This is a genomic window from Actinoallomurus sp. CA-150999, assembly GCF_050942425.1.
GTDB lineage: Bacteria > Actinomycetota > Actinomycetes > Streptosporangiales > Streptosporangiaceae > Actinoallomurus.
Window position 1 is genome coordinate 4203170 of record NZ_CP192063.1, and the last position, 24863, is coordinate 4228032.

Sequence of the window (24863 nt, forward strand, 5' to 3'; positions counted from 1 at the left end):
TGGGTGATAAGGGCGCTTTTCCGGGTAGACGGGGCGAACGGGGGGAGGATGGCCCGGACGGAGGGTATGGAGGTGCCCGGCGTACACATGAGGCGTGACCGGCCTGGTCGCGATTCGACGTGCTGGGGGCTTGCGCCACGGGCGGACCGGCGGGCCGTTACATTCGTACGATCCCAGTCGCGCCAGCGGGTCGCGGCCGTCGGTGCGGTGGAAGAGGTGGCGCGGTGAGCTTGGACACGGGGGCTCAGATCACGGACCTGACGGTCAACGATCACGCGTGCCTGACCTTCGGGGAGAGCGAAGAGCTCGCCGATCTGACCGCCGCGTTCGTCCGCGACGGGCTGGCGGCGGGATCGCGGGTGGTGTGGCTCAGCGACACCCCGCAGGCGGCAGCGGTCGAGCTGGGCAGGCGCGGACTCGGTACCGCCACCGCCCCGGCGGATCCTTCGGCCGAGAGGACGGCGGCTGCGGGCGCCGGGCCGATCGCGGTCGTGGACTGCCAGGAAGGTCTGATGGCCGGGCGGGCGTTCGAGGTCGAGCGGGCGGTGGGCTGGCTGCGCGAGCAGGTCGCGGCGGCCCAGCGGAAGGGGTATCGGGGCCTGCGGGTCGCCCTCGACATGGCATGGGCGCTGCGGCCGGTCGACGGCATCGAGCAGCTCCCCGTGTTCGAGCGGGAGATCGCCGCCATGGTCGGCGAGCTGGCGACGCGAACGGCATGCGGCCCGGGCTCCACCGCGGAGGCCACCGGCGCTCTGTCGGTGCTGTGCCAGTACGACCGGGAACGGTTCGACCCTGTGACCCTCGCCTCGGTCGCCCCCTTCCACGCCCATTCGGTCGCGGCGGCCACCTACCACGACGACGAGCTGCTGCGGATCTGCCGCCAGTACGCGCCGCCAGGGATCCGCATCGCCGGACAGATCGACGTGCAGGCTCAGGAGGCGCTCGCGCTCGCCCTGAGCGAGGCGATCCGCGTCGACGGCGACATCACCGTCAACATGGCGGAGCTGACCTTCATCGACGTCTCCACCACGCGCATGATCCTGGATGCCGCGCGCAGCATCGCCCACCCGCGCCGCGTGATCCTCAAGTGCCATCCGGCGATCGAGTCCCGGTTCGTGATCCTGGGCGTCGCCGATCTGCCCAACGTCGATGTGAGCCGACGATGAGCCCCGACACGCCGTACGACCCGCGCCGTCCGGCCCCCGGCCGCGCACAGGGTGACGAGGCGGCGCCGGCGGCCCGCGCCGCCTCGCCGCCGATCCTCGACCAGCTCTTCGACCGCGACTCCCTGTACGCCCTGCGTTCGGCGGTCGAGGCCCACGCGGTCGAGGCGGGCATGCCGCAGGGCCGCGCCGAGGACATCGTCATCTGTGTGCACGAACTGGCGACCAACGCCATCCGGCACGGTGCCGGGGCGGGACGGGCGCGCATCTGGCACCTGCCCGGCCACCTTCGCTGCCAGGTCGACGACGGCGGCGAGCCCCCGGCCGTTCGCGATGATCCGTCCGCCGACGGCGCCGAGCCCCGGGCCGTTCGCGATGACCTGGTCGCCGACGGCGCCCAATCTCGGGCCGTTCGCGATGATCCGGTCGCCGACGGCGCCGATCCGGCCCGGCTTACGCCCGATGACGACTTCGCCGACCGGTGGCCCTATCGGCATGGCCACGGGCTGTGGCTCATCCGCTGTGCCGCCGACACCCTCAGCCTCCACTCCGGCCCGGCCGGCACCCACGCCGTCCTCACCTTCACGCTGCCGCGGCCGGGCCCCCGCCCGCCCTTCCACCTCGGCTCACGCGCCCTGCCGGCCGATGAGGAGGCCGGCCGGCGGCGGCTGGTGCTCACCGTCACCGGCGACCTGGACCTGCGGGCGGGTTCGGAACTCCTCGCCACGGTCACCGACCTCCTGAAGGATCACCCGGCGGACCTGATCCTCGATCTGCGGGGGCTGGCCTTCTGGGACACCGCGGGGATGGCCTCGGTGTCCTCCGTCCAGCACCACGTCGACCAGGATTCGGCCGCGAGCGTCACGATCGTGGGCCCGGAAGCGCTGCACCGACGCCTCCGCAACGCCGGCCTCGCCGAGAAGCTCACGTTCGCCGACGACATCGACGCCGCCGTCCGCCCGGCCGAGGACACCGGCCGCGACTCGGCGGACTGACAGTAGCGAGGGATTTACTCTCCGTAGTCATCGTGCTACTGTTCGATGAGATGATGCCTCGACGTGCTGGTCTTCCTCGCCGTACGCGCCGGAGCCTGACGGTCATCGTGGCCGCCGCGCTCCTCACCGGGTGCGCGCGGGGAGAGCACGGCTCCGCCGGCGGCGCCCCGACGACCCCGGTCGTGACCGTGACACCGGCTCCCGCCTCGGCCCCGGCCGCCGCGACGGCGACGCCGACTCCGGCGTCGCCCACCCCGCGGCCGACGGCGAACCGCAGCGCGCTGAAGGCCTGCAAGGGCGGCAAGTGCGAGGTGACGGTGACCCGCGGGGCCGACATCCCGGTGGACGCGCGGCGATTCCAGGTCGGCACCATCAACGTCCGGTCCGTCGACGATCGCCAGGTGTCCTTGGTGATCACGCTTCCCACGGCCTCGAACCGCCTCGACTGCCAGGGCGACGAGGACTGCGACAGCAGCGTCGTCGGCGGCACGAACACCAACACGGGATACGTGAACGCGCACGCCGGTGCGGTGATCACGGTCAACCGGCTCGTCATCCAGGTGGTGTCGGTCGGCAACGGATCGGCGGTCCTCCGCCTGAAGCCGGCCTGAGCCTGAAGCCGTTGAAGTCGGCCTGAGCTTGGAGCCGGCCTGAGCTTGGGGCCGGCCTGAGCTTGGGGCCGGCCTGAGCTTGAAGTCGGCCTCTGCCTGAAGCCGGATTCGCTCGAGGCCGGCCGCGGGCCGCGGCGGGCCCGCGCCACTGTTCGACATTGTCGGCGGGACTCCGTTGACGTGCCCGGATGCGCCCCCTAGCGTCCTGGGAGGCCACAGGGACGAACCGTCCTCCAGGGCCCCAAAACGTACGAGCCGCCGGCAGGTTCCGCTGAGGAAGCGGACCCGCCGCGCATCTCCGCCGAGCGGAGCCGATGCTCGCCCCTTCCCCCGGGTTCACGGGCGGGGTGCCCCCCGGCACCCCGCCCGTAGCCGTCTTCGGCCGTGTGCTCAGGCGAGCAGTCGATAGTCGCGCGGCCTCCAGGCCAGGAGGCCGTAGATCTGCACCATCGCCGACTGCTCCAGGAGCGTCACCTGGTTCCCGCCGGTGAAGCTGAACCGGCCGCTGTCCAGGTCGGTCGGGAAGATGCCCGTCTGCTGGTTCCGGACCTTGTCCCAGACCGTGTCGGCGTAGCGCTGGATGACCTTCCGGTACGCCGGGTCGGGGGACTGTGCGTCGAGGATCAGCAGGTTCTTGAAGAAGATGGCGTTGAACCGCGCCGGCTGGGTGAACCACCGGTCGTCCGCGGTGTAGAAGGAGATCGCCGCGGCGGCGATCGCCCGTGCCTTGTTCAGGTACGTCCGGTCGCCCGTGGCCTGGTAGAGCAGCGTGGCCGCGCCGAGCATCACGCCCTGGTTGTACGACCACTGGGTCTTCTCGATCGTGCCCTTGAGGTCGATGTGGTCCCAGTAGAGGCCGTTGGGCGCGCGCAGGCAGCCGTCCGCCCAGGCGAACATCCGCTTCGCCCAGGTCAGGTACTCCGGCTTCCGCGTGCGCAGATACAGCTGCAGGCCGAGCTCCGCGCCGGGCCCGTTGGAGATCGTGTTGCGGTCCTGGCTCCACGGGGCCTGCGTCCAGTACACCCCGCCCGGGCACGGGTGCGACGGGTCGGTGTCCCAGCCGTGCACGACGAGGCGGAAGATCTGGTCGGCCCGGGCCAGCGCGGCCTTGTCCCCGGTCTGCTTGTGGTGCTGGACGAGGGCGAGCCCGATCCACTCATTGTCGTCGTAGAACTTGTCGCCGCCCTGGCCGAGCGGCGGGCGCAGGTACGAGTCGTAGCCGGGCGGATCGGTCTCGCCGTTCCAGTACGCCTCCAGCGCCCGCAGCCGGTCGGTGACGTCGCCGGCGTAGCGGCCGCCCCCGGGCAGGCCCGCGAGCGTGAGCGTGCCGACCAGCGCCTGCGAGTACGGCCAGACGTAGGAGTAGGGGTTGTCCTGTTCCCGGTGCGGATAGGTCTCGAGGTAGAGGCCGTGGTCGGCGGCGAGGTAACGCTGGAGGGCACGGTAGGAGGCCGTGGCACGGGCCACCGCGGTACCGGTGTCGCTCGCCGTCGCCGGGCTCGCGGTCAGCGGCACGGCCAGCACGGTGGCGACCACCGCCGCGACCACGGACCAGATGACCCGCATCGTCGTTCTGATCTTCTTCGGCGCCAGGTCGTGCCCGGTCCCGCTCGGCCTACGCCGGCCGGGGTGATGGTGAAGCTCGACGGTCATTCCGCTCGTCCGATCGAGTAGAGGCGGGCGACGGACGGCGCGACACGACGCGCGTGGTCGCCACGCTTGGGGCGGGAAGGGGCCGGATGGCGCGCCCGAGATCCGGCCACTCGGTGTGAGCAGAGTGACAATAATGGCAAATCGCTCGAGAAGTAAAGAGTGCAAATCGCCACTCCGGTGGGAGCGATGACCCGGAGACGCCGCCGCGTGACGCCTGCCGTCGCCACCGGACGGCCGCGCGCCATCAGAAACGATAATCCCAGCTCAGTAGCCATTTTTGAGGCGTTACCGAACAGACCGGGTCGCCCGTGGAGGGCGGATGGCGATGTCCGTGGGCATCGAGACGGGCGGGTCGCCGTCGTTCCCTCCGAGCATCAATTGACATCGTGGTCAGACAAATGATGCGACCCAAAAGGCATGGGTCACCTGCGGGATCGGTGACCGACCCCGGTCGCCCTCACGAGAGGGGCCGACGTCATCCGTTGCGGCGTCGTGTCATGTGACGTCGTCGGCGGGTGTGGCGGTGTGCGCGATGCCGTGGATCAGGGCCTGGAAGCCCCAGGACAGCCGCTCCGGCCCGGTGCCGGACAGCAGCTGGGAGGCGAGCGCAGCGATGTGCGGGTGCGTCTGCGCGGACGCGCCGTGCACGGCCCGGGAGATGGCGTCCCACTCGTCCTGGGCGGTGGCTGATTCGTCCCGGGTGGAGTGCTCGGCGGCCGTCGCCGTCGCGACCTGCAGCAGCAGGTCGACTCCCCAGGCCGCCTGGGCGGGCGCGACGCCACCCTCGTCCAGCAGGGCCAGCAGCGTCTCGATCAGGTTGAGGTAGTGCCGGCCGCCGGGGCGGGACACCAGCGCGGACCGGGCCAGGCTGGGGTGCTCGAACAGCACGAGCATGTAGGAGGCCAGCAGCCGCTCCAGCCGCTCGCGCCAGTCTCCTTCGGCCGGGGGCGGCTCGACGGTGCCCAGGAGATCGTCGAGCACCGCGGCGTGCAGCTCGGCGGTGTTGCGGAAGTAGACGTACAGCGAGGCGGGGCCGGTGTCGAGCTCCTGAGCCAGGCGGCGCGCCGTGACCTTCTGCAGACCCTCGGCCCGCATGATCTCCACCGCCGTGGCCACGATGCCCTCGCGGGTCAGGGCCGGCTTGGCCGGTCGTTCTCGGCGGCTGCGTGGGGACTCGGAACGCGCTGTCATGCCCGCAGCCTAGCGAACACGCTCGTCACGAACGCGTTCGTCAGGACTGCCGCGGTCGAGCCTTTCACATGACCTGGGAGACCTTGTACGCGATCCCGCCTTCGACCAGGTACCCCGAGCCCACGCAGACGATGTCGTTCAGCCAGCCGTACTGGTCGGCGCCCGTCTCGAACAGCGGGTTCGTCCGAAAGTAGTAGTGAGCGGGGTCGACCTGAGAGCGCTTGGCGGGATCGGCCATATCGCCGCGTAGCTCGGGCGGGGTGACCCAGCGGCCGCCGTACGTCATGTGCACCAGGGCGCCGTCGTGTGTGCGGAGCGTCAGCCGGACGTCGAGGCTCATCGACCCGTCGGGACGGAACAACGCCCAGTCGCCGCCGCCCGGCAGTACCTCGCCGCGCAGCCGCGGGCCGTCGAACGATCCACCGGCGCTGCCGAACATGATCCGCCGGCCGTACGGCCCGCTGCCGATGTCGAGCCGAGGATCCAGGTCCACGACCATGTCGAAGAGGCGCACCGTCGCGATGTCACCGACGGGCTTCACCCGTGAGTCCATGTTCCCCTCCTGCGATCGGCCGACGCCGTCGACCGGCTGTGCGTTCCTACCGGCTGCCGGCTCGCGCCATGGGGTCGCCGAACAGCTTTCGCCGGACCGCGTCCGTCGAGACGCCCGACTGGGTGCAGAGCTCCGACAGGTCGAAGAAGAACCGCTCGCCGGCGATCAGGTCGTCCGCGAAGGCGAACTGGATGAACACCGGCAGTTCGGCGCGCCGGCCGTTGGGGGTGGCGCCGAACCGATCGCCGGTCATGGTCATCCGGGCCGTTCCCCAGCAGACCAGGGTGGTGTCATCGGCGACGTGACCCTGGAGGACGACGTCGTAGTCCGGGAAGGATGCGAAGAATCGGGTCAGCACCTTCTCGTTCTCGGCCAGACCGCGGGCCATCGTCCCGAAGGCCGGTGTCTCGAGCAGCATGTCGCGGTGGAACAGCCTCATGGCCGCGGGCACGTCCTGGCGGCTCTTGGCGGCGGCGAGCGCCTGCGCCAGTTGAAGCATCCGATCACGGTGCATCCCGGACCCCGCTTCCTTTGGGCGGCCGATCATTGACGAAACAAAACATACGACCGGTCGTACTTATTGGCAACAAGTGTGGCAGGATTGAGGCGATGAGCGACCTCGCGCAGCAGCCAGGCTCCGATGCGGGCGTCCGCCCTCCCGGACGATCGGACACGGCACCGACCGACCAGCGCCTTCTGCGAGGGGCGCGGGCCAGGCGGGCCATCGCTCGCCACGCCGTCGACGTCGCGTCCCTCGAAGGGCTCAACGGACTCAGCATCGGCCGGCTGGCCACCGACCTCGGGCTGAGCAAGAGCGGTATCCAGACCCTCTTCAGGACGAAGGAGAATCTGCAGCTCGCCGCCGTCGAGTCGGCGCACGAGCGGTTCACCGACGCGGTGATCCGCCCCGCCCAGGACGCCCCTCCCGGCGTCGCCCGGCTGCGCGCGCTGATGGATCGGTGGATCGTCTACGCCGAAACGCCGCTGTTCGCCGGCGGCTGCTTCTGGGCGGCGAACCTCGCCGACTTCGACAGCCGGCCGGGCCGGGTCCGCGACGCCCTGTTCCGCCACCATCGGGACTGGCTGGGGCTCATCGCCCACGAGCTGCGCCACGCCGCCGACGCCGGTGAGATCCCCGACCTGGACGTCGACCTCGCGGCCTTCCAGATCGACGCGGTGCTCATCGCGGCGAACACCGCCCTCCGGCTCGGCGACGCCGACGCCGTCGGCAAGGTGCGCCGCGTGGTCGAGGGGTTCCTGGCTTCACGCTGACCGGGCCCCGGTGATCCCTCCGGCCCCGGCGACCGCGCGGGACCGTGTCACATCGGCGGTGACGCCGGAACTCCGGTCAGTGGGAGTTGGGCGCGATCGAGTCCTGGGCGTCGGCCACGTTCAGTGGCAGGTATCGCCCGGACACCGCGTTCGTGCGGACCCGGGTCTCCGCCGGCACGACGGAGGGCTCCGTGATGATGGCGTCGGAGAGGGCCTCCTGGCACGAGCACACCGGCTCGGGCTCGAGCGTCTCGATGAAACGTACGAGAGTGTCCTTGGCCGCGGCGATGTTGCGTGCCATGACCTCGGCCACCAGTCCGGCGGTGACGGCCGCCTCCCCGGCGTCGGTGCGCCAGCAGTCGTAGTCCGTCACGAGAGCCAGGCCGACGTAGCACAGCTCGGCCTCGCGGGCGAGCTTGACCTCGGGGATCGCCGTCATGCCGATGATGTCCAGTCCCCAGCTCCGGTAGAGATTCGACTCCGCGCGGGTCGAGAACTGCGGCCCCTCCATGCAGCAGTACGTGCCCGCGTCGTGCACCTGAGCCTGCGTGGCCTGCCGCGCCGCCTTGGCGGCCAGCGGCCGCAGCCGAGGGCAGTAGGGCTCGGCGAGAGAGACGTGAGCGACGACCCCGTCGCCGAAGAAGGACGTCGTACGGTGTCCCCTGGTCCGGTCGACGACCTGGTCGGGAACGACCAGGTCCCCCGGAGCGAAGTCCTCCCGGAGGCTGCCGACCGCGCTGATGCTGATCACCTCACGGACGCCAAGGCTCTTGAGAGCGTAGATGTTGGCGGCCACCGGAATCTCCGAAGGGGTCAGCCGGTGCCCTCGGCCGTGCCGCGCCAGGAACGCCACCCGCCGGCCCGCCAGCGTCCCGACCAGGAGGTCGCCACTCGGCACCCCGTACGGGTTCGGCAGGGCGATCTGCTGGACGTCCTCGAGCGCGTCGAGCCGGTAAAGGCCGCTGCCGCCGATAATCCCGATTTCCGCCTGCTCGGTGGTCGACGCGGTCAAGTCGGTCATGATATTGCCGCCCTTTCAGAGGTATTACATGCAGCACCGGCCGAAAGCTAACACGGGAGGGCGACGATTGAATATGTGCCGAGGGTCGTACGGCGATTGTCACCGTCGGCATATCGCCTCCTGCGCCCATCGCCGCATTGTTGCGTCGGCGGCGATCCGGCTGTTCCCAAAAATCGGATGCGCCAATAGCGTGACCTCGGTGACCCTTTGCACGCCTAGGAGAGGGGTTCGATGTGCTGACGGAGTTCAAGGTCGCCGATCTATCGCTGGCGGCGTTCGGCCGCAAGGAGATCCAACTCGCGGAGCATGAGATGCCGGGTCTCATGGCGGTCCGTAAGGAGTACGCCGAGGCCCGGCCGCTGCGTGGCGCGAAGGTCATGGGCTCGCTGCACATGACGATCCAGACCGCGGTGCTGATCGAGACGCTGGTCGCGCTCGGTGCCGAGGTCCGCTGGGCGAGTTGCAACATCTTCTCCACCCAGGACCACGCGGCCGCCGCGGTCGTCGTCGGCGCGAACGGCACCCTGGACGACCCGCAGGGCGTTCCGGTGTTCGCCTGGAAGGGCGAGACGCTGGAGGAGTACTGGTGGTGCACCGAGCAGGCGCTCACCTGGCCCGGTGGTGACGGCCCGAACATGATCCTCGACGACGGCGGCGACGCGACCCTGTTCGTCCACAAGGGCGCCGAGTACGACACGGCCGGCACGGTGCCATCGGCCGCCGAGGAGGACCCGGAGGAGTGGAAGGTCATCCTCGCCGCACTCCGCCGGAGCATCGGCGAGGCGCCGGGCCGGTGGCGGGAGCTCGCGGCGGGCATCAGGGGCGTGACGGAGGAGACCACGACCGGCGTGCACCGTCTCTACGAGATGCACAGGAACGGCGGGCTGCTGTTCCCGGCGATCAACGTCAACGACTCCGTCACCAAGTCGAAGTTCGACAACAAGTACGGCTGCCGGCACTCGCTGATCGATGGCATCAACCGCGCGACCGACGTGCTGATCGGCGGCAAGGTCGCCGTCGTCTGCGGTTACGGCGACGTCGGCAAGGGCTGTTCGGAGTCGCTGCGTGGCCAGGGCGCCCGCGTCATCGTCACCGAGATCGACCCGATCTGCGCGCTGCAGGCCGCGATGGACGGTTTCCAGGTCTCGACCCTGGAGGACGTCGTCGAGATCGCCGACATCTTCGTGACGACGACCGGCAACACCGACATCATCCGCGCCGACCACATGGAGCGGATGAAGCACCAGGCGATCGTCGGCAACATCGGCCACTTCGACAACGAGATCGACATGGCCGGCCTGGCGAAGATCCCGGGGATCCGGCGGATCAACGTCAAACCCCAGGTCGACGAGTGGGTCTTCCCGGACGGCCGCATGATCATCGTGCTCAGTGAGGGGCGCCTGCTCAACCTCGGCAACGCGACCGGCCATCCGTCGTTCGTCATGTCGAACTCCTTCACCAACCAGGTGATCGCGCAGATCGAGCTGTTCACCCGGAGGGACGCCTATCCACTCGGTGTCCACGTGCTGCCCAAGCACCTCGACGAGAAGGTGGCGCGGCTCCACCTCGACGCGCTCGGCGTGAAGCTGACCACGCTGACCAAGGAGCAGGCCGCCTACATCGGCGTCGACGTCGAGGGCCCGTACAAGCCGGACCACTACCGCTACTGAGCGCGCGGCCGAAGCGGCCCGGGCGGATGGGACATCCGCCCGGGCCTTTGGCCGTTGTGCCCCTTCCGTTAATGGGCACGCCGTGCGTTAACGCCGAGTAGTAGTGACAATGTGACCTTCGTCGAGGGGAATACGACCAATCGGGGCCTGCGGCTTGCGACGACCATGCAATTGCCCTGGTAGTAACGGGCGGCATAGCGTTCTTCGTGGGGCACCGAAATGGACCCCAGCAAAACGGGAAGGGGAGTTCTCAATGGTGGAGAACGGAAGCCGACGACCGATCATCGCTTTCATGAGTGACCTGGGAACGACCGATGATTCGGTCGCCCAGTGTAAAGGTCTCATGATGAGCATCTGCCCGACCGTCACCATCGTCGACGTCTGCCACTCCATGACCCCGTGGGACGTCGTGGAAGGCGCTCGGTACATCGTGGACCTGCCGCGGTTCTTCCCGGAGGGGACCGTGTTCGCGACGACGACGTACCCGGCCACCGGCACCACGACCCGATCGGTGGCGCTGCGGATCAAGCAGGCCGCCAAGGGCGGTGCCCGTGGACAGTGGGCGGGCTCCGGCGCGGGCTTCGAGCGCGCCGAGGGTTCCTACATCTACATCGCCCCCAACAACGGCCTGCTCACCACCGTGATCGAGGAGCACGGTTACGTCGAGGCGTACGAGGTGTCGTCGACCAAGGTCATTCCGGAGCAGCCGGAGCCGACGTTCTACAGCCGGGAAATGGTGGCGGTCCCCTCCGCTCACCTCGCGGCGGGCTTCCCACTGGAAGAGGTCGGCCGCCGACTGGAGGATCACGAGATCGTACGCTACGACCGGGCCACGCCGGCCCAGGCCGCCGATGGCGGGCTGAACGGCATCGTCACGGCGATCGACCACCCGTTCGGCAACGTGTGGACCAACGTGCACCGCAGGGACCTGGAGAAGCTCGGCGTCGGATACGGGACCCAGCTGACGATCACGCTCGACGGCGTGCTCCCGTTCATCCTTCCGCTCTCGCCGACCTTCGCGGACGCGGGCGAGATCGGTGAGCCCGTCGCCTACCTCAACAGCCGCGGCTACCTGTCCCTGGCGCGCAACGCCGCCAGCCTGGCCTACCCGTACAACCTCAAGGACGGCATCAGCGTCCGAGTGCAGATCGGCTGAGCCGCTCCGCGGCGTCCACCTTTCAGCGGTCCGCCCGCGCCCGCGAGGGTGCGGGCGGATCCGTCTTCCAGGGAGAGAAAGATGTCCCTCTCAACGGCCGACGTGGCCGGTCTCGTGATCGCCCTGGCTCTTCTTCTGCTGGCCGCGCACACCATGGGATACCTGTTCGCCGCGCTGCACCAGCCGCCGGTGATCGGCGAGATCGCGGGCGGGCTCCTGCTCGGGCCCACCGTGCTCGGCGCCCTGGTGCACGGCTCCACCCGGCATCTGTTCGCCTCCGGCGTGACGGGGGGAGTGCTGGGCGCGATCTACCAGCTCGGACTGCTCCTTCTGATGTTCCTGGTCGGCACCGAACTGCGGTTCCGCGCGGGGCCGGCCGAACGCCGCACCGTCCTGTCGATCACGGCGGTCGGCCTGATGGTGCCGTTCGCCGTCGGGGCGCTGATCGCGCCCCTGCTGGACTTCCGGCGGTTCTCGGGCCCGCACGGCTCGGGAACGACGTTCGCCCTGATCTTCGGGATCGCCATCGCGGTCACCAGCATCCCGGTCATCTCCCGGATCCTCATGGACCTCGGGATCCTCGACACGGCGTTCTCCCGGGTGGTCCTCACCGTGGCGGTCCTGGAGGACATCGCGCTGTACGTCATGCTCGCCGTGGTGCTCGGCCTCGCGCAGGCCAAGTCACAGCAGACGTACGGGCTGTGGGCCGCCGTCGGATCCCACTCGGTCACCCTCACCGGGGTCTACTACATCGCCATCAGCCTGGTCTATCTCGGCTGCACGCTCGCCTGGGGCGGCCGGCTCGTCCGGGCGCTCGTGAACAGCCGCGCCAACTTCCTCGAGCAGCGCAGCCCGACGGCCTTCCGGCTGCTGGTGCTGCTGGGCATGGCGCTCATCTGCATGGGGCTCGGCATCAACTCGATCTTCGGTGCGTTGATGGCCGGCATCGCCTGTGGTCGCGCCGACGCGGTACCGGACGAGTCGGCCCGGATCGCCCGCGCCCAGGCGTGGGCCTCGCTCAAGCAGTTCTCCCTGGCGTTCTTCATCCCGATCTACTTCGCCATCGTCGGACTGCAGCTCGACCTGATCCGCAATGTCGACGTGGTCTTCTTCTGCTGGTTCTTCGTCGTCGCGTGCATCGTCAAGGCGGCGTCCGTGTGGGCCGGCGCCCGGCTCGCCGGCGAGGACAGCCGGTCGTCGGTCGGCCTGGCCGTGGCCATGAACGCCAGGGGCGGGCCGGGGATCGTGCTCGCCAGCGTCACGTTCGCCGCCGGGCTGGTCAACGAGAAGTTCTTCACCGCGCTCATCCTGTTGTCCATCTTCACCTCGCAGATCGCCGGCTTCTGGCTGGACCGCACGTTCGTCCGGCGCAGAGAGTCTCTGGAGACGCCGGTTCCGGACGAAGAACTCATCCGGTGATGCCGGGCGGGTGCGACCCGGGGTCACATGATGGGCTCGGTGCCGTCCGCGAGGGTGCCCGCCGGTGATGAGACGAGACCGAGGGGCCGGGCGTCGCGCGCCGCGTCCGGCCTCGCCAGCCCCGAGCGATATGCGGCGACGATGGCCTGGGCCCGGTCGCGGAGATTCAATTTAGCCAGCAAGCGCGAAATGTGCGATTTGACCGTGGCCGGAGAAAGCGCGAGCGTTTCCGCGATCTCGTTATTGCTCATCCCCTCGGCGAGGAGTCCCAATACCTCGATCTCCCGTCCGGTGAGCCGGTCGAGCCCGGAAGGAAGGACAGCCTCGCCCGGTTCCGGGCAACGCAGCAGGTGCGGAAAGAACAGTTCGGAGACGACGGAGGAGAAGACCGTGTGCCCGGCCGCCGCGGAGCGTACCGCCGTCACGATGTCGTCGCTCGGATCGCTCTTCAGAACGAATCCACGGCCACCGGCGCGCAGACCCGACAGCACGGAGGAGCGGTCGAGTGCCTGCGCCAGGAATACGACCTGGAGCGGCGCAGGGTGAGGCGCCCGGGTCACCCGGCGCGCCAGCTCGACACCGCCGATGCCGGACAGACGCGTGTCGGTGAGGACCACATCAGGGCGCAGCCTGGCGACGAGTTCGAGCGCGTCGCGGCCATTCGCCGCTTCGGCCACCACCTTTATGTCGCCCTCATTCTCGAAGATGCGGCAAAGGCCGCTGCGTACTAGGGATTGCTCATCGCATAGCAGGACATTCACGTCGGCCCTCAACAATTCGTCGCCGCGGGTCGGAGAATGACACTGCGACATTACGTCAGGGCGAAGGCCGGTACAAGGAATTCCCGCGATATGTAACGAAAGGAACATCGGGCAGCGACATTCGGCGAATCAAGGTGGCACCAGGGGCGATGCCCCGATTCTCCTATCGCACGTCGGCCTGGTCGGTCAGGCGCTCGTGCGCCCTCGGTGCCGGGTGTGCGCGCAGGGCCCGGATCGTGGGGACGACGCTCGCGGCCACGATCGCGGCGCCGGACAGGAAGCAACCGACGTACCCGATCCGCGCCGCGAGGACCGCGATGAGGAAGGGGACCGCGAAGCCGAGGTAGATGAGGGCATAGAAGATCGCCACCAGGGCCGCGAGCTCGTCCTCGTCGGCCAGCCGCTCCACCTCCCAGAGCCCCGACACCAGCAGGATGCCGTACCCCGCGCCCAGGAGTACCGCCGCGGGCAGCGCGTACCAGGGATAGGGGACGACCGCGACGACGGCGGACAGGCCGAGACCGGCGACGGCGGCGAGCAGGCCGGCCACCGGCGGAAGCGTGTGGCCGCGCCCGGCGAGCCACCGCGCGGGCGGCTGGCTGAGAATGCCCGAGAGGAGCGTCAGGCCGGTCATCGCGCCGTTGAAGGCGATCGGAACACCCCCGGCGTGCCGGGCGACCAGCGCCGGGAGCGTCGCGAAGCCGATCGTCGCCGTGCCGAAGACCCAAGGCGACCATGGGGCCACCGCTCGCGTGAAGCGCGGGTGCCGGGCCGAGCGGGGGAGAAGGCGTCGCCGCGCGCTCCGGCGGGCGCGGTCCGGCGACACCGTCTCCGGTGCCATCCAGACCGCGCCGATGACCAGTGCCATCAGCGCGATGTGTACCACGTACGGCAGCACCCGCGGATGCGGCAGCCACTGCGCCACCAGTCCGGCGCAGAACGGGCCGCCGCCGAAACCCGCGGACAGCGCGACCGTCGCCCGGCGCGCGCCCGCCCCGTCCGGCGCGCCCTCCGAGAGCTCCTTGACCCACGCGCTTCCCGCGCTGAAGGCGCTACCGGACGCGACGCCCGCGAGGAACCTGCCGAGGTACAGGAGCCAGGGCCGGTCGGCGCCCGCGATCAGGACGAGCGAGGCGGCCACCGACAGCACCACCACCGGACGGAGCACGACACGACGGCCCCGCCGGTCGGAGTACGGTCCGGCGACGAGCAGGGAGGGGATCAGCCCCAGGGCGTACACGCCGTACATCGCGGTCACCGACGCCTCGGAGAGACCGTCGCGGATCCGGTAGACCGTGAGCATGGGCGCGAACTGGTTGGCCCCCCATCCGACGCCGAACATCGCGAAGGCCGCCCTCGCCCAGGCTCGGCCGGCGACACCGTTCGGACCGGGCATCGTTCTCCCTCAGCAGGCGCGTCGGAGCGGATCGGTCACCGTGGTGGTTCCTGCCCGTAGCCGGACAGCTTGTCGGCCACCCGCTTGATCTCTTCGGCGTCCAGGAGCCGTGGCCGTCCGACGCTCGCCGCCCGCAGGTACAGCTCGCTCACCCATTCCAGATATTCGTTCCGCGTGCACGCGGTGCGCAGATCCGGCCCGATCGTCACGGTGCCGTGATTCCCGAGGATGCACCCGGCCGATCCGCGCAGCGCGCGGACCGCGTTGTCCGCGAGCTCCGGAGTGCCGTACGTCGCATAGGGCGTGACCGGGACCGGCCCGTCGAACAGCGCGACCATGTAGTGGATGGCCGGAAGCTCGTCGACCAGCGTCGACAGCACGGTCGCCGCCGTGGAGTGAGTGTGCACGATGGCCGACGTCTCCGTCGCCGCGTACACCGCCAGGTGCAGCGGCATCTCCGAGGTCGGCGCCAAGGGGGCCTCCACCGGGGTCCCGTCGAGCAGGTGAACGCCGACCAGGTCCGCCGTCATCCGCGCGTAGTCCAGCCCGCTCGGGGTCACGGCGACGTGATCGCCGACGCGTACGCTCACGTTGCCGGCGGTGCCCGGCAGGAGGCCGGCGTCGGACAGGCGTCGGCATACCTCCACGATCTCTTCGCGGACCTCACCGAGCAACATGACGCTCCTCTCAGGAAAGAACGCTCCACGATGGCAATGGCGCGCTCTTCCGAGTCCTACACAGTTAACCGACCATTGTCCATAGTTCGGGATACGTCATTCCTGAGGACCATGCCGAGTGCTGAACATGCGGATGGCGGATTGAAGACCATCATTACGGCGGATGTGCACTGCTGTACGTCAGCGGAGAATTACGCTGGGACGAGCAGGAGGCAATGGTGCACGCAGGCGACGCCGCGATCGAATGGCGGCACGACCAAATCATCTGCATCGATCAGACCGTTTTGCCGTATGCCGAGCGACGGCTGTCCATCACCACGGTGGACGAGCTGATCGACGCCATCGTGCGCCTGGCGATCCGTGGCGCCCCGATGCTCGGGGCCGCCGGGGCGCTCGGCGTCGTGCTCGCCGCCGTACAGGGCGAACGCTCCGGCTGGAGTTCGGAGCGGCTGCGGACGGAGATCGACCGTATCCGGTGGGCCCGCCCGACGGCCGTGAACCTGGAATGGGGCGTCGAGGAGGTCCTGCCGGCGCTGCGGCGCGGCATCGCCGCGGCGGAGACGGCCGCCGTCACGACCGTGGCGCGCATCGCCGCGGCCAACCGGGAGATCGGCGACCGTGGCGCCGCCCATCTGACGGCACTGTGCGACGGACGGCTGCGCGTGCACACGCACTGCAACACCGGTGCCCTGGCCTGCGTCGAGTGGGGCACCGCGCTGGGCGTCATCCGAACCCTCCACGAGCGCGGCAGGCTGGCGAACGTGATCGTCGACGAGACGCGGCCGCTGCTCCAGGGCAGCCGGCTGACCTGCTGGGAGCTGGCAAGGGCGGGGATCGCGCATCAGCTCGTGCCCGATGGGGCCGGTCCGTTCGTGCTCGCCCAAGGGCTCGTCGACGCCGTCGTCGTCGGCGCCGACCGGATCGCCGCCAACGGCGATGTCGCCAACAAGATCGGCACCTACGGCCTGGCCCTGGCGGCACACCGTGCGCGGATCCCCTTCCTCGTCGCCGCGCCGGAGTCGACGATCGACCCGGCGACGCCGACCGGCGCGTCGATCCCGGTGGAGCGGCGGTCGGAGGCCGAGGTCACCCACGTCGCCGGCCGGCGCGTCGCGCCGGAGGGCACCAGAGCCGTCAACTTCGCCTTCGACATCACCCCGGCGGAACTCATCACGGCCATCGTCACGGAGCGCAGGGTCATCGCCGGCGAGCCCCCGGTGCGAGGCTCTACGGCGACGGCCGAGCCGGGCGCCGCCCGGTCGTGACGGCGCGGTTCGGCGGCGGCGCGCCGGTCGTGACGGGCCGGGTCGACAGGGCCTCGCGCACGGCCGGCGGCGCGGTCGGTTCACTTCAGGACGGGGTCCTCCGGGAAGAGCAGGCCGATCGCCACCGCCTTGTTCACCGCGTCCATTCTGGAGGCCGCTCCTAATTTGGCGTATATGTTGGTGAGGTGCCGCTTGACCGTGCCTTCCGCGATGAACAGGCGCTCGGCTATCTCCGCATTCCGCATTCCCGAGTACACGAGTGATATCACTTCTCTCTCCCGGGGTGACAGGAGAGCGTTGTCGTCCTCCTTGAGCATGTTGAGGGTGTCCTGTGACACCGAGAGGATCACCCGGTCCACCTCGCGGTGAAGAGTGCGGATCACGGTTATCAGCTCCTCCGGTGACGTGCTCTTCAACACGTACGCGCGAGCACCCGCGCTGAGCAGCGTCTCCACGACGCGAGGCCGGTCGTGCATGGCGAGGACCACGACCTTCGCCGCGGGTGACGCCTGTCTCGCAACCTGGATGAGCCGAGCGGCCTCCGTGCCCGAATCGCCGCCGTCCACCAGGAGGACATCGGGTGGTTCGGCGCGCAGTGGCACGGCCACGTCGTCGCCGAGATATGCCTCCATCATCACGTCGATATCGGGCTCTGCGTTCAACATCCTTGCCAGTCCGGCGCGAAAAAGCATGGATCGATCGACAATGCCTACCTTGATCATGTTCGCGCCACTTTCCATGGGCGGCCTTCCTGTTCAGTGGAGACGGCGGTCGGCAAGGCCATGACGGTATGCCGTTGATCGGCTACGGCTGGTGGGATTCGGTCCCGAGTTCGGGTTTCCCGTGATTCGTCCGTGCGAGCATATAGTCCATATGTTGCGCAGAGCTGACAACATCCCAGGATGAGAAGATTCCGGTGGTGACGTGTGTCGATGCGCTCGAGATCACCCACCCGGCAAGCAATTCGCAACGTGTGTGATCGGCGGAGTATCGAGTTGCTCCCCGGCCGGATCAAACGATCCGCGAAACGGTCACGCGATTCCTGCTCGTCGGGGTGATGTCCGTGTGATTCCGGCGACCGCGGTTGGTTGATGATGCCAAATCGCATTCGGATGAAAAGAGCGGAGTATCCGTCGGCCGGCCCGTGTCGTTGTGATCGATGAACGAAGCGCGCACTACCGATGTGTCGTTGGTGCAATTCCGGTTGTGACATCACGGTGATGGTCGCGGGGCGGTCGTCCGCAATACGCTTCGACCGGCGACGTCACAATTGAAATTCGGCCGTGAGAGTTCCGGTCAGCCGTGAATTCAGAATGGAGTGATGTGATGTCCGATCGCCTTTTTACCTCAGAATCGGTGACCGAAGGTCACCCGGACAAGATCGCGGATCAGGTGAGCGACGCGATCGTCGACGCGATGATCGCGAGAGACCCGGCCAACCGCGCGGCGATCGAAACGTTGATCACGACTGGATTCGTGCACGTGGCGGGCGAGGCGACGGAACGGCCGGCGCAGCTCGAAGAGACGATCCGGCGGACGATCCTCGCCATCGGCTATGACTCCTCGGCCATGGGATTCGACGGTGCGACGTGCGGCGTCGCCGTCTCGATCGGGAGCCAGTCGCCCGACATCGCCCAGGGCGTGGAGACCTCCCAGGAGGCGCGGACGGGCCGGAACGACGAACTCGACCGGCAGGGCGCGGGCGACCAGGGGATGATGTTCGGCTACGCCTGCACGGAGACGCTCGAACTCATGCCGCTGCCGATCACCTTGGCGCATCGGCTCGCCCAGCGGCTCGCCCGCGTCCGCCGCGACGGCCTGGTGCCCTACCTCCGTCCCGACGGCAAGACGCAGGTCACCATCGCCTACGACGGCGATCACCCGGTCCGGCTGGACAGCGTGGTGGTCTCGACCCAGCACGGGCCGGAGGTGGCCGTCGACCCGACCATCACCAAGGACATCGCCGAGCACGTCGTGCGACCGGAGGTCGAGCGGCTCGAACTCAACACCTCGGACTTCCGGCTCCTGGTGAATCCGACCGGCCGTTTCGAGATCGGCGGCCCGATGGGGGACGCGGGACTGACCGGCCGCAAGATCATCATCGATTCGTACGGCGGAATGGCACGTCACGGTGGCGGCGCCTTCTCCGGGAAGGACCCGTCGAAGGTCGACCGGTCCGGCGCGTACGCGATGCGATGGGTCGCCAAGAACATCGTCGCCGCCGGCCTGGCGGGCCGGTGTGAGGTGCAGGTCGCGTACGCGATCGGCAAGGCCCACCCGGTCGGCCTCTTCATCGAGTGCTTCGGCACGGAGAAGGTCCCCGTGCGCCGGATCCAGGACGCCGTCAACGAGGTGTTCGACCTTCGTCCCGCCGCCATCATCCGCGATCTCGAACTGCTGCGGCCCATCTACGGACCGACGGCGGCGTACGGTCACTTCGGTCGTGACCTTCCGGAGTTCACCTGGGAACGGACCGACCGCGTCGACGCGCTCCGCGAGGTCGTCCGGCCCTGAAAGAAGGAGAACGTCATGACAGAAGCCGCCACGACCTCCGATCTCAGCGCGCTCCGGCGCCGCCTGTCCGACCACCTGCGCGTGGTCCCGGACTTCCCCAGCGCGGGCATCCTGTTCCAGGATCTGTGCGGGGTGCTGGCCGTCCCGTCGCTCGTGCGCGACATAGCCGATGCCATGGTGGCCGGCTTCCGGCACGAGTTCGACAGGGTGGTCGCGGTCGAGGCGCGAGGGTTCGTCCTGGGGACCGCCGTCGCCCAGGTCGCCGGTCGTCCCCTCGTCCTCGCCCGGAAGAAGGGCAAGCTCCCGGGCCCGGTCCATTCCGTGGAGTACGGGTTGGAGTACGGCACGGCCGTGCTCGAGATACAGCAGGGAGCCATGCGCGCCGGTGAGCGCGCGCTGGTGGTGGACGACGTACTCGCCACCGGCGGCACGCTCGAGGCGACCGCGGAGCTCGTTCGCCACGACGGCGCGGACGTCACGGGTCATGCCGTCGTCCTGGACATCGGGGCCCTGGAGGGGGTGCGGCGGCTCGCCCCGGACCGCGTGCTGTCGATCCTCACCGTCTGACCCGAGCCTCGGTGTGCCGCTGCCGGTCACCGCGTGTCCGGCAGCGGGCGCACCTGGACCTCCTCCAGGAGGGCGACCGCGTCGTCGAGGACATCGTCGAGATCCGTCAAGAAGCTCCGGATGCGCGGCTCCACGTCGACGATCGTGATCACGGCGGGAGCGTTGCGACCGACGCGTAACCACGTGCGCCGGCGTTCGTCGCCGGGATGCGTGAAGCCGTCGATGGCGGCCGTCACCGTGGCGCCCGCCAGCCCCGCCTTCCGCGCCCGGCGGACCACCTCCGCGTAGAGCGGCCGGCCATCGTGTTCGTCGGATCGGCGGACGATGATCGTCAGACGGTAGATACGGGACCGCGTGCCGGAGATGACGACTCCCTGAAATAGCAGGTCATGAGAGTGCGGTGCGGCTCTGTCGCACGTCGATGAGAACTCGGAGGTTCGGCAGTGGATGATCCTCGGGAACGGCCCGCCGGCGATGCCGAGCCGGACCCCGGCGTCGCGAGCGTCGCCCGGATCTACGACGCGTACCTGGACGGGACCGACCACTTCCCGGTCGATGAGGAGGCGGCCGCGCGCGTCATCGCCAGGACGCCCTGGGCCAAACCGGTGGCCCGGTTCAACCGTGCCTTCATGGTGCGGGCGGTGGAGAACGCCGCACGGGCCGGGATCCGACAGATCGTCGACATCGGCTGCGGCATGCCGAACGACCCCAGCGCGTTCAGCGCCGCCTGGGGTGTCGATCCCGGCATCCTGGTGGTCGGTGTCGACAACGATCCGATGGTCGTGGCGCGCGGCCGGTCGTCGGCGCTTACCCGCGGGCGAGGGGCGCTCCTGCGGGGTGACGCCCTGGACCCGTGGGCGATCCTTGAAGATCTCGAACCACTGGTCGACTGGTCGCGGCCGGTCGCGCTGGTCGTCACGGCCGTGCTGCAGTTCGTCCCGGACGACAAGGATCCGTGGGGCCTGCTGCGCGTGCTCCGCGGCCCCATGGCTCCCGGGAGCCGCCTGGTGCTGTCCCACTCCTCCACTGAGGGCACCGCACCCGAGGTCGTGGCCGGGGTCGAGGACGCCTACCAGGGCGCGACCGCGCAGATCAAATACCGGAGCGACGAGCGGATCCTCGCCTTCTTCGAAGGAATGACACTCCTGGATCCCGGGCTGGTCGCGGTCCAGGACTGGCGGCCCGGGACGGATCGGTGGGCGGGCGAGATCCCGGACGCCCCCGGGTCGGTGGTACGGGTCGCCGGAGCCGTCGGGGTGCTCCCGGCCTGACGGCGCACTCGCCACATGGCCGTCGACCGCAGTCCCGCCTCCGGTATTCCCGCCGCCCGCGGGGAGCCGGCGGGCGACGCGGCGGACCGGGCGTTCGGCCCCGGTGGCCGCTCGCCCGGTCACTCGTCCTCGATCCGCAGGACCGCGCAGGTGAAGTTGAAGCCGACGCCGACGCCGAGCAGGACCAGCGTCCGGCCCGGAAGCGCCCGGCCCTCCTGCCGCAACCGGTGCAGACCCGCGATCTGATCGCCCGCGCCCAGGTGGCCGACGGTCCGACCCCAGTTCCACAGGGTGGCGTCCACCGGGATCTTCAACGCGTCCAGGTAGTAGGTGCGCAGCTCCTGAAGGCCGACATTGGGCAGCACCCAGTGGTCGACCTCCGTCCTCCGCACGCCGGCGTCGTCCAGCGCGCGGGTGACGACCGTCGAGATCCCGGACGAGAATCTCGCCACCGTCTCGGCCAGGCCATGGCTCTGGAAGTACTGCTGCTTCCGTCGCCGAAAGGACGGGGTGGCGCCGATGTCCTGCATGGGGATGTAGGCGAAGTCGCCGCGGTGGACCTCCTCGAATGTGGAGTCGGCGTGGGAGACCAGGCTGAGGATCCGGGCGAAGCCCCCTTCTCGCGACACGACACACGCGGTGGCGCCGTCCCCAACGAGCAGGCCGTAGTCGTAGTTCCACCGTCCGCCGGGCATGTCGTCGAAGCGGTCGGCCGTGGCGATCAGCGCCGCGCCGGCGTCGCGGGCGGCCAGATAGGCCGTCGCGAGATCGAGCGCGGCCATGCAGCCGTTCGACCGCTGGACCACCTCGATGGCCGGGGCGGAGTTGCCGACCGCGAACCTGTGCACGAACGCACCCGAGTGCCAGCCGTGCAGGCCCTGGTTGGAGATGTAGGCGTACAGCGTCAACGCGATGTCGGGCGGCTCGTGCGCCGATGCCGCCAGCGCCTGCCGTGCCGCGTCGACCGCCATCTCCGCGGGAAACCCATCGGCCGCGATCGCGACGGAGAGCATCTGTGTCTCGGCGTGATCCTCCGCCGAGTAGAGCCCGTCGGCGACGACCCGGTCGATGGGGACGGCCGGGGGAATGGAGACGCCCGTGCCGTCGATGTAGAACTCGCCCGACATCATCGCCGTCACCCGATCCCCTCGCCGGTGGCCGATGTGCTTCCAAAGCGGGCCGCGAGGTCCTCGGCGCGCCGGCGTGCCTGAGCGGCCCGCTCCGGATCGCCGTCCGCCAGCGCGGCCCGCGCGTGCCACCTCCAGGTGAACGGGCTGTCCGGGCGGATCGCCAGGCGTTCACCGATCAGCACCCGCGCCGCGTCGAGACGACCGGCCCGGACCGCAGACTCGATCAAGGTCTGGTGGATGACGTCGCGCTGAGCGTGGCTGCCCCCGCAGCGCCGGAGATCGCGTCGAATCGGATAGAGCAGTTCGAGGACCTCATCGTGCGCGCCGCGGCCGAAGGCGAGAAACGCTCTGGTCACCGGCAGCCCGAGTTCAGCGGTCACGGCCACGTTGTCGAGGCCGGCCGGACCGTCTCGCACGTACGCCTCCCGGTCGGCGATCAAGGCGGCGGCGGCTCTGAGGTCGCCCGAGCCGACGTGGCACATCACCGCGTGCATGTCGTTGAAAGCGCACCACGCCTCGTGGACCAGCGGTGACCACGCCCGCGCCTGGGGGACGAACCGCTCGCCGACGTCGACTCCTTCGAGGTGCAGGCGCCACAGCAGGGACGAGCCGTTGACGAGGTCCTGCGCGGCGTTCCCGGCGATCCCCGGGCGCAGCGTTCGGTCGTACAGCAGAAGGACGGCGTCGACGTCACCCGCCTCCAGGAGGTAGAGCCCGTTGTGCCAGGAGAGGTGGCCGCGCAACCGGTTGGCGGTGTCCCAGGCCCGGCGCCGGGCGGTCAGCCATTCGGCGCCCCGATCGAATCGGGCGCGCATCTCGTGGACGTGGGCCACGGCGTGGATCGCCCACACGGCCTCGGCGTCGAGGTCGGCCGCCTCCATTCCCAGGTCTTCGGCGTACTCCCAGTGGCCGCTCTCCTCGAGGCCGAAGGCGTACATGCCGAGCAGGCTCGGATACCGCGGGTCGTCCCGCGGCCAGGTGGGCAGCACCGCTCCGACGCGGTCGCGTAAGGTCACGGCGTCGCCCAGCAGAAAGTCGACCTGATGGCCGACGGCGAGCGCGAGGACGTCCTGCGGGAACCGCTGGGAGATGCCGGCCAGTTCCCGGGCGGTGCCGGAGAGGTCGCCGGTCAGGAGCCGCCACGCCGCGTTGAGGTGACGCCGCTCGCGTTCGGGCAGCCGGTGGCGCGCGGCCTGCCGCCGGAACCCGGCGAACGCCCTGCGTTTCGCGGCCACCGGCTCTGCCTCGGTGCTCAACCCGGCCAGGTAGGCATCGAACGCCTTCGCCAACGGGAAGAACGCCTCGCCGTCCAGGAACGGCCGTATCGGGTCCAGCATGTCGTCGCGGAAGTGCAACAGGCCGTCCAGCGCGCGGTCGAGTCGCCCGACCGATTCCGCGCTGGGCGCCGTCAGCTCGAGGCCGTTGTCTTCTCGGTTCATGGTGTCGCCGTTCTGGCCCGGCGCGTGGTCACTCCGGTCCGAGGACGAGGGGCAGGTTGTCGATGAGCCTCGTATCGCCGACCTTGGCCGCGACGGCCAGGACCGCCGGCCCTGTCATGCCGGGCGGAATCTCGGTCCAGGTGTCGGGCGACACCAGGGTCAGGTAGTCCAGCTCGACGGGCGGGCGCGCGGCCGCGCCGTCATCGAGCACCTTGCGACCGGCGCGCAGGACGGCGTCCCGCCCGCCGGCGGCGGCGTCACGGCCCGTGAACAGGGCCCGTGGCAGGGCACGCGCCGAGGACCGCTCGGCGTCGGACAGGTAGGCGTTCCGGCTGGACAGCGCGAGCCCGTCGGAGTCCCGGACGGTCGGCTCGCTCTGGATCCGGACCGGAACGTCGAGGTCGGCCACCATCCTGCGGATGAGGGCCAGTTGCTGGCCGTCCTTCTCGCCGAACACGGCGATGTCGGGGCGGACCAGGTGCAATAACTTGAGCACGACGGTGAGCATGCCGTCGAAATGGCCCGGGCGGGTGGCGCCCTCCAGCACGCGTCCCATGGCCCCGGAGCACACGCTCACCTCGGGATCGGCCGGGTAGATCTCACCGCGCGAGGGCGCGAACACCAGGTCGGCGTGTTCCGCCTCGCACGTGCGCAGATCGGCTTCCAGCCGCCGCGGATACCGGTCGAAGTCCTCGCCGGGGAGGAACTGCAGCGGATTCACGAAGATCGTGACAACGACCGCATCGCCCAGACGCCGGGCGGTCCTGATCAGGGCCCGGTGGCCGTCGTGGAGCGCGCCCATCGTCGGAACGAGCGCGACGCGGCGTCCGTCCGCCGACCAGCTCGCCCGCACTCGGGAGAGCTGCGCGATCCGATCGACGAGAAGGAGCGACCACGGCTTCTCTGACGCACTCATACACGCTCTCCTTCGCGTATTCCCGACCGGCGTCCATCCCCGATCCGATGGCCTGTGGCCGGACGGACGAACTGGTAGATCGCCCGATCGGAAAGGGACATGACCGCCGACGATGCGCGCAGCGTCGCGGCGATTCGATGCTAGATCGGCGAGGGGACCGGTCTCCAGAGGTCGGCCTGAGGCGGCCCGCAGGCCGACCGATGTCCCGCCGACAGGACACGGA

24 protein-coding genes are annotated in these 24863 nt (G+C 69.6%); 11 read left to right on the plus strand and 13 right to left on the minus strand.

The window, feature by feature from the left end; translation table 11 throughout:
• Positions 1-224 precede the first annotated feature (224 nt).
• The 3 genes from ACQP2O_RS19735 to ACQP2O_RS19745 are packed head-to-tail and all read left to right on the plus strand — an operon-like array spanning position 225 to position 2769.
• Complete coding sequence (locus tag ACQP2O_RS19735) at positions 225-1166, plus strand: MEDS domain-containing protein (RefSeq protein ID WP_433186964.1); 942 nt, start codon at positions 225-227, stop codon at positions 1164-1166.
• On the plus strand, positions 1163-2158 hold the full coding sequence (locus tag ACQP2O_RS19740) for an ATP-binding protein (RefSeq protein WP_433186967.1): 996 nt from the start codon (positions 1163-1165) through the stop codon (positions 2156-2158). The genes ACQP2O_RS19735 and ACQP2O_RS19740 overlap by 4 nt, the downstream gene beginning before the upstream one ends.
• 50 nt (positions 2159-2208) lie before the next feature.
• The gene (locus tag ACQP2O_RS19745; RefSeq protein WP_433186969.1) at positions 2209-2769 is read left to right on the plus strand and encodes a hypothetical protein; all 561 of its coding nucleotides are present in this window, start codon (positions 2209-2211) and stop codon (positions 2767-2769) included.
• Between the two features lie 390 nt (positions 2770-3159).
• On the opposite strand, the gene ACQP2O_RS19750 is transcribed toward ACQP2O_RS19745, so the two are convergent.
• The 4 genes from ACQP2O_RS19750 to ACQP2O_RS19765 all read right to left on the minus strand — a co-directional run bounded on the left by ACQP2O_RS19750 (position 3160) and on the right by ACQP2O_RS19765 (position 6665).
• Positions 3160-4422, minus strand: a complete 1263-nt coding sequence (locus tag ACQP2O_RS19750; protein WP_433186971.1) for a glycoside hydrolase family 76 protein — start codon at positions 4420-4422, stop codon at positions 3160-3162.
• Positions 4423-4917: 495 nt separating this feature from the next.
• Entirely contained in the window at positions 4918-5613 is a 696-nt protein-coding gene (locus ACQP2O_RS19755) for a TetR/AcrR family transcriptional regulator (protein WP_433186974.1), read from the minus strand.
• A gap of 64 nt (positions 5614-5677) precedes the next feature.
• A complete protein-coding gene (locus ACQP2O_RS19760; RefSeq protein ID WP_433186977.1) occupies positions 5678-6166 on the minus strand; it encodes a DUF3237 domain-containing protein in 489 nt (162 codons plus the stop codon).
• 46 nt (positions 6167-6212) lie between these two features.
• On the minus strand, positions 6213-6665 hold the full coding sequence (locus ACQP2O_RS19765) for an ester cyclase (protein ID WP_433186980.1): 453 nt from the start codon (positions 6663-6665) through the stop codon (positions 6213-6215).
• 110 nt (positions 6666-6775) lie between these two features.
• Here ACQP2O_RS19765 and ACQP2O_RS19770 point away from each other — a divergent pair, with 110 nt between their 5' ends.
• On the plus strand, positions 6776-7438 hold the full coding sequence (locus tag ACQP2O_RS19770; RefSeq protein ID WP_433186983.1) for a TetR/AcrR family transcriptional regulator: 663 nt from the start codon (positions 6776-6778) through the stop codon (positions 7436-7438).
• Between the two features lie 76 nt (positions 7439-7514).
• On the opposite strand, the gene mtnP is transcribed toward ACQP2O_RS19770, so the two are convergent.
• Entirely contained in the window at positions 7515-8450 is a 936-nt protein-coding gene (gene mtnP, locus ACQP2O_RS19775; RefSeq protein ID WP_433186985.1) for an S-methyl-5'-thioadenosine phosphorylase, read from the minus strand.
• 242 nt (positions 8451-8692) lie between these two features.
• Between mtnP and ahcY the strand changes: the two genes are divergently transcribed.
• From ahcY to ACQP2O_RS19790, 3 genes are all read left to right on the plus strand, one after another.
• Positions 8693-10129 carry an adenosylhomocysteinase gene (ahcY, locus tag ACQP2O_RS19780; RefSeq protein WP_433186988.1) on the plus strand — a complete coding sequence of 479 codons (1437 nt, stop codon included), beginning with the start codon at positions 8693-8695 and terminating at the stop codon, positions 10127-10129.
• Between the two features lie 292 nt (positions 10130-10421).
• On the plus strand, positions 10422-11285 hold the full coding sequence (locus tag ACQP2O_RS19785) for an adenosyl-fluoride synthase (protein WP_433186991.1): 864 nt from the start codon (positions 10422-10424) through the stop codon (positions 11283-11285).
• Between the two features lie 81 nt (positions 11286-11366).
• The gene (locus tag ACQP2O_RS19790; RefSeq protein WP_433186994.1) at positions 11367-12704 is read left to right on the plus strand and encodes a cation:proton antiporter; all 1338 of its coding nucleotides are present in this window, start codon (positions 11367-11369) and stop codon (positions 12702-12704) included.
• Between the two features lie 23 nt (positions 12705-12727).
• Here the strand turns inward: ACQP2O_RS19790 and ACQP2O_RS19795 are convergent, their stop codons facing one another.
• The 3 genes from ACQP2O_RS19795 to ACQP2O_RS19805 form a co-directional block, all read right to left on the minus strand.
• The gene (locus ACQP2O_RS19795) at positions 12728-13465 is read right to left on the minus strand and encodes a LuxR C-terminal-related transcriptional regulator (protein ID WP_433186997.1); all 738 of its coding nucleotides are present in this window, start codon (positions 13463-13465) and stop codon (positions 12728-12730) included.
• Between the two features lie 163 nt (positions 13466-13628).
• Positions 13629-14861, minus strand: a complete 1233-nt coding sequence (locus ACQP2O_RS19800) for an MFS transporter (protein ID WP_433187000.1) — start codon at positions 14859-14861, stop codon at positions 13629-13631.
• Positions 14862-14896: 35 nt separating this feature from the next.
• Positions 14897-15538 (minus strand): class II aldolase/adducin family protein, encoded by a 642-nt coding sequence (locus tag ACQP2O_RS19805; RefSeq protein ID WP_433187003.1) that lies wholly within the window; start codon positions 15536-15538, stop codon positions 14897-14899.
• 215 nt (positions 15539-15753) lie between these two features.
• Here ACQP2O_RS19805 and mtnA point away from each other — a divergent pair, with 215 nt between their 5' ends.
• Positions 15754-16803 (plus strand): S-methyl-5-thioribose-1-phosphate isomerase, encoded by a 1050-nt coding sequence (gene mtnA, locus ACQP2O_RS19810; RefSeq protein WP_433187006.1) that lies wholly within the window; start codon positions 15754-15756, stop codon positions 16801-16803.
• Between the two features lie 80 nt (positions 16804-16883).
• Here mtnA and ACQP2O_RS19815 read toward each other — a convergent pair whose 3' ends face one another.
• Positions 16884-17525 (minus strand): LuxR C-terminal-related transcriptional regulator, encoded by a 642-nt coding sequence (locus tag ACQP2O_RS19815; RefSeq protein WP_433187009.1) that lies wholly within the window; start codon positions 17523-17525, stop codon positions 16884-16886.
• A gap of 604 nt (positions 17526-18129) precedes the next feature.
• Between ACQP2O_RS19815 and metK the strand changes: the two genes are divergently transcribed.
• Together metK and ACQP2O_RS19825 are read left to right on the plus strand one after the other, a co-directional pair.
• Positions 18130-19317, plus strand: a complete 1188-nt coding sequence (gene metK / locus ACQP2O_RS19820) for a methionine adenosyltransferase (RefSeq protein WP_433191078.1) — start codon at positions 18130-18132, stop codon at positions 19315-19317.
• Positions 19318-19332: 15 nt separating this feature from the next.
• A complete protein-coding gene (locus ACQP2O_RS19825) occupies positions 19333-19884 on the plus strand; it encodes an adenine phosphoribosyltransferase (protein ID WP_433187011.1) in 552 nt (183 codons plus the stop codon).
• 26 nt (positions 19885-19910) lie between these two features.
• Here ACQP2O_RS19825 and ACQP2O_RS19830 read toward each other — a convergent pair whose 3' ends face one another.
• Positions 19911-20429, minus strand: coding sequence for a DUF190 domain-containing protein (locus ACQP2O_RS19830; RefSeq protein WP_433187014.1), 519 nt, complete (start codon positions 20427-20429; stop codon positions 19911-19913).
• Between ACQP2O_RS19830 and ACQP2O_RS19835 the strand changes: the two genes are divergently transcribed.
• Entirely contained in the window at positions 20328-21155 is an 828-nt protein-coding gene (locus ACQP2O_RS19835) for an SAM-dependent methyltransferase (RefSeq protein WP_433187017.1), read from the plus strand. The genes ACQP2O_RS19830 and ACQP2O_RS19835 overlap by 102 nt on opposite strands.
• Positions 21156-21274: 119 nt before the next feature.
• Here ACQP2O_RS19835 and ACQP2O_RS19840 read toward each other — a convergent pair whose 3' ends face one another.
• The 3 genes from ACQP2O_RS19840 to panC are packed head-to-tail and all read right to left on the minus strand — an operon-like array spanning position 21275 to position 24640.
• Positions 21275-22285 (minus strand): ketoacyl-ACP synthase III family protein, encoded by a 1011-nt coding sequence (locus ACQP2O_RS19840; protein ID WP_433191080.1) that lies wholly within the window; start codon positions 22283-22285, stop codon positions 21275-21277.
• Between the two features lie 5 nt (positions 22286-22290).
• Positions 22291-23724, minus strand: a complete 1434-nt coding sequence (locus ACQP2O_RS19845; RefSeq protein WP_433187020.1) for a tetratricopeptide repeat protein — start codon at positions 23722-23724, stop codon at positions 22291-22293.
• Between the two features lie 28 nt (positions 23725-23752).
• Positions 23753-24640 carry a pantoate--beta-alanine ligase gene (panC, locus tag ACQP2O_RS19850; protein WP_433187023.1) on the minus strand — a complete coding sequence of 296 codons (888 nt, stop codon included), beginning with the start codon at positions 24638-24640 and terminating at the stop codon, positions 23753-23755.
• Between the last annotated feature and the right edge of the window lie 223 nt (positions 24641-24863).